The following is a 2,729-nucleotide window of genomic DNA, read 5'->3' as shown; positions in this document are numbered from 1 at the left end:
CCGGCTTTAGTCCAGTTCGTATTTTTCTTCGTAGTTTTCCGCGAGGTCGGGATTTTGGTCTTCCTTGCGGAGAAATGCGTTGCCGACGACCAGCACCTCGATGCCTGTGCCCATGAAGCAGCGGAAGGCGTCCTCGGGTGAGCCGACGATGGGCTCGCCGCGCACATTGAACGAGGTGTTAACGACCACGGGACAGCCCGTGCGGTCCCGAAACGCATCAATCAGCGCGTGGTATTTGGGGTTGGTTTCCTGATGGACGGTCTGGACGCGGGCCGAGTAATCCACATGGGTGATTGCCGGAATATCCGAGCGTTTTACATTCAGTTTCTCGATGCCGAACAGGCGGCTTTCCTCGTCTGACATCTGCTGGCGGATGCTTTCATGCACATCCGCCACGAGCAGCATATAGGGGCTGTCATAGTCAAGTTCGAACCAGTCGCTGACATGTTCGCGCAGCACGGAAGGCGCGAAGGGGCGGAAACTCTCCCGGTATTTTACCTTGAGGTTAAGCACCTTCTGCATCGAGGGTGAGCGGGGATCACCAAGGATCGAACGCCCCCCCAAGGCGCGCGGACCAAACTCCATGCGCCCCTGGAACCATCCGACGGCCTTTTCCTCGGACAAAGCGTCGACGGTGCGCGCGATAATCTCGTCATCGTCCAGGATCTCGAAACGCGCCCCCGCTTTTTCCAGCTGTGCCGCGACCTCTTGCGTGTCGAAGGACGGGCCCAGATAGGCGCCCTTCATCGCATCCCCGCGCTGCACGGTCCGCGGTTTTTTCATCTCGCCATGCCAGGCGCCCAGGGCCGCCCCCAATGCACCGCCGGCATCACCGGCGGCGGGCTGGATCCAGATATCCTTGAAGGCGCTGTCACGCAGGATCTTGCCGTTGGCCACGCAATTCAGCGCCACGCCGCCCGCCATGCACAGGTTCGGGCAATCATATTCCCGGGCCAGCGCCCGGGTCATCCGCAACACGACCTCCTCGGTGGCGGCCTGCACCGATGCGGCAATATCCATGTGAAACTGCGTCAGGTCATCGGTTTCCGGTTTGCGCACCGGTTGGCCGAAAAGATCAGCGAATGCCTGATTTGTCATGGTCAGGCCATGGGTGTAATTGAAATAGGCCTGATTGAGCTTGTAGGAGCCGTCCTCTTTCACATCGATCAGGTTTTCCAGAATGGTAGCCTTATATTTGGGCTCCCCATAGGGCGCGAGGCCCATGACCTTGTACTCGCCGGAATTGACCTTGAACCCGGTGTAATAGGTGAAGGCGGAATAGAGCAGCCCCAGAGAATGCGGGAAATGTATTTCCTTGTCGATCCGAAGGTCGCTTCCCTTGCCCATCGCAACCGTGGTCGTCGCCCACTCGCCGACACCGTCAAGCGTCAGCACAACCGCCTCTTCGAATGGCGAGGGGTAGAAGGCGCTGGCCGCGTGGCTGAAATGATGTTCCGAAAACATCAGTTGCTCACCGGAAAACCCGCTTTCTATCTGGCGCAGTTCCCGCACCAGAAGATCCTTCAGAAACAGCTTTTCGCGCAGCCAGACCGGCATCGCCTTGCGAAACGAGTTAAACCCCCTGGGCGCCGTGGCGAGATAGGTTTCCAGCAAACGTTCGAATTTGAGAAACGGCTTGTCGTAAAACACCACGGAGGCGACGTCGGCCAGGGTGATACCCGCTTCGGACAGCACGTAATGCACCGCGTTTTGGGGAAACCGCGAGTCATGCTTGCGCCGGCTGAAACGCTCTTCCTGCGCGGCGGCAACGATCTCGCCATCGTGTATCAGAGCAGCCGCGCTGTCGTGATACAGGGCAGAAATACCAAGGATATAGCTCATCGGATCAGAACAGCGTGTAGATGAACGGTGCCACCGCAGATCCCTGGCTCAGAACAATCAATGCGCCAAACAAAGCCAGCACAAATATCACCGGGAAGAGCCAGAACTTCTTGCGGACCCTTAAAAAGGTCCAGAGCTCAGATACAAAAGACATGGTTGAAGTCCCCCAAATTTAAAATTGGTTTTTCATGCTGTTTGGAAGGTCGGTGCGCTCGATCCAGTAGGTCTGCGCCTCCGGGTCAAGCTTCTGCCCCAGGAGATCCTTGCCGAAAAGCCTCATGATGCCGCCAATGGTCACGAAGGTCGTCAGAAAAACCAGCGCCATCACAACCGGCGCGACGATCGCCCCCAGCACCATGCCAAACTTGAACCACAGCCAGTTGGGCCACTTCAGGGCAGCCGGCGCAATGAACGCCAGGGCCAGGCAAATAACGGCAATCGTCGCCGCCCAGATCCGGATACCGCCCCCGCCGATCAACGGCCACAGGGCGATAATGGCGAACACAATGGCAAAAACCACGCCGAAATTGCGCTCGGAGCCCATTTCAACCGATACATTGGATGCGTGATCAGACATGTTGCGACCCCCAGCAGCCCGTTGCGGAAACAGCGTCGAAATCATCGGATAATATCGCAGATGAGCTGGCAGCCCCGCGTCGGCGCGGCTTTGCAAAACAGTCAAAATTTATCGAAAACAAATTCCGGCACATATTCCCAATACCCGTGATCACTATGCACAAACACAAACTAACGTGCCAATTCCGTCAAGCATCAAGGCAAAACTCAATCGACACTGGAGTTAAAACTTGATTCATTCAAATGGCCAGAAAATAATCTGATTGTTCACGACATCGCGCAAATAAAGACCCCAATACATCTTTGATCAC

3 protein-coding genes are annotated in these 2,729 nt (G+C 56.5%); all 3 read right to left on the bottom strand.

Features of this window, described 5'->3' with window-relative positions:
- Window positions 1–6 precede the first annotated feature (6 nt).
- The 3 genes from LC334_RS22895 to LC334_RS22885 are packed head-to-tail and all read right to left on the bottom strand — an operon-like array spanning window position 7 to window position 2,386.
- Complete coding sequence (locus LC334_RS22895) at window positions 7–1,842, bottom strand: carbamoyltransferase family protein (protein ID WP_085802624.1); 1,836 nt, start codon at window positions 1,840–1,842, stop codon at window positions 7–9.
- Between the two features lie 4 nt (window positions 1,843–1,846).
- Complete coding sequence (locus LC334_RS22890) at window positions 1,847–1,996, bottom strand: DUF5989 family protein (RefSeq protein WP_171209603.1); 150 nt, start codon at window positions 1,994–1,996, stop codon at window positions 1,847–1,849.
- An 18-nt stretch (window positions 1,997–2,014) separates the two neighbouring features.
- Window positions 2,015–2,386 carry an SxtJ family membrane protein gene (locus LC334_RS22885; RefSeq protein ID WP_217809144.1) on the bottom strand — a complete coding sequence of 124 codons (372 nt, stop codon included), beginning with the start codon at window positions 2,384–2,386 and terminating at the stop codon, window positions 2,015–2,017.
- Window positions 2,387–2,729: the final 343 nt, after the last annotated feature.

The sequence above is a fragment of the Roseovarius aestuarii genome (genome assembly GCF_019966515.1).
In the GTDB taxonomy this organism is placed as follows: Bacteria; Pseudomonadota; Alphaproteobacteria; order Rhodobacterales; family Rhodobacteraceae; genus Roseovarius; species Roseovarius aestuarii.
Note: the sequence above shows the minus strand (reverse complement) of the source record. Positions and strands in the feature narration are given on the sequence as shown.

Coding starts and splice junctions, on each gene's coding strand:
- LC334_RS22895 (WP_085802624.1), bottom strand. CDS start 1,842: ATGAGCTATATCCTTGGTATTTCTGCCCTGTATCACGACAGCGCGGCT.
- LC334_RS22890 (WP_171209603.1), bottom strand. CDS start 1,996: ATGTCTTTTGTATCTGAGCTCTGGACCTTTTTAAGGGTCCGCAAGAAG.
- LC334_RS22885 (WP_217809144.1), bottom strand. CDS start 2,386: ATGGGCTCCGAGCGCAATTTCGGCGTGGTTTTTGCCATTGTGTTCGCC.